Here is a 409-nt window from a genome sequence, read left to right on the forward strand (position 1 = left end):
GTCTGGATGACGTCCTCGATCATGCGGCGGTTACGGCCGGACCAGACGGGGATTGAACGGCCCAGTCCGCTGACCACGCCGGCGGTCACGGACCCCGAGAGTCCCAGTGGGTTCCCGACCGCGATGACCAACTGTCCCACCCGGAGCGACTCCGCATCGCCGAGATCCGCCGGGGCGGCGGTCGGGGCCTTCCCGTGCACCACAGCGAGGTCCGAGAGAGGATCAGAGCCGACCACGTCCACGGCTGTGCGTGTCCCGTCGGAGTACACCGCGCTGCCCCGCTGGGCGCCGGCCACCACGTGGGCGTTGGTCAAGAGGTACCCGTCGGAGGTGAACAAGACGGCGGATCCGGCGCCGGTGCGGAACCGGCCGTGCCGGCCCGTGCCGTCCACTTCGAGCGCGGCCACAT

1 protein-coding gene is annotated in these 409 nt (G+C 70.9%); it reads right to left on the bottom strand.

Annotation, left to right across the window (positions count from 1 at the left end):
* Nucleotides 1-338: S1C family serine protease (locus AC1DIO_RS35555; RefSeq protein ID WP_476854978.1), on the bottom strand; the 338-nt coding region annotated here is incomplete at its 3' end.
* Between the last annotated feature and the right edge of the window lie 71 nt (nt 339-409).

It is taken from the genome of Allobosea sp. 05T439 (assembly GCF_056396005.1).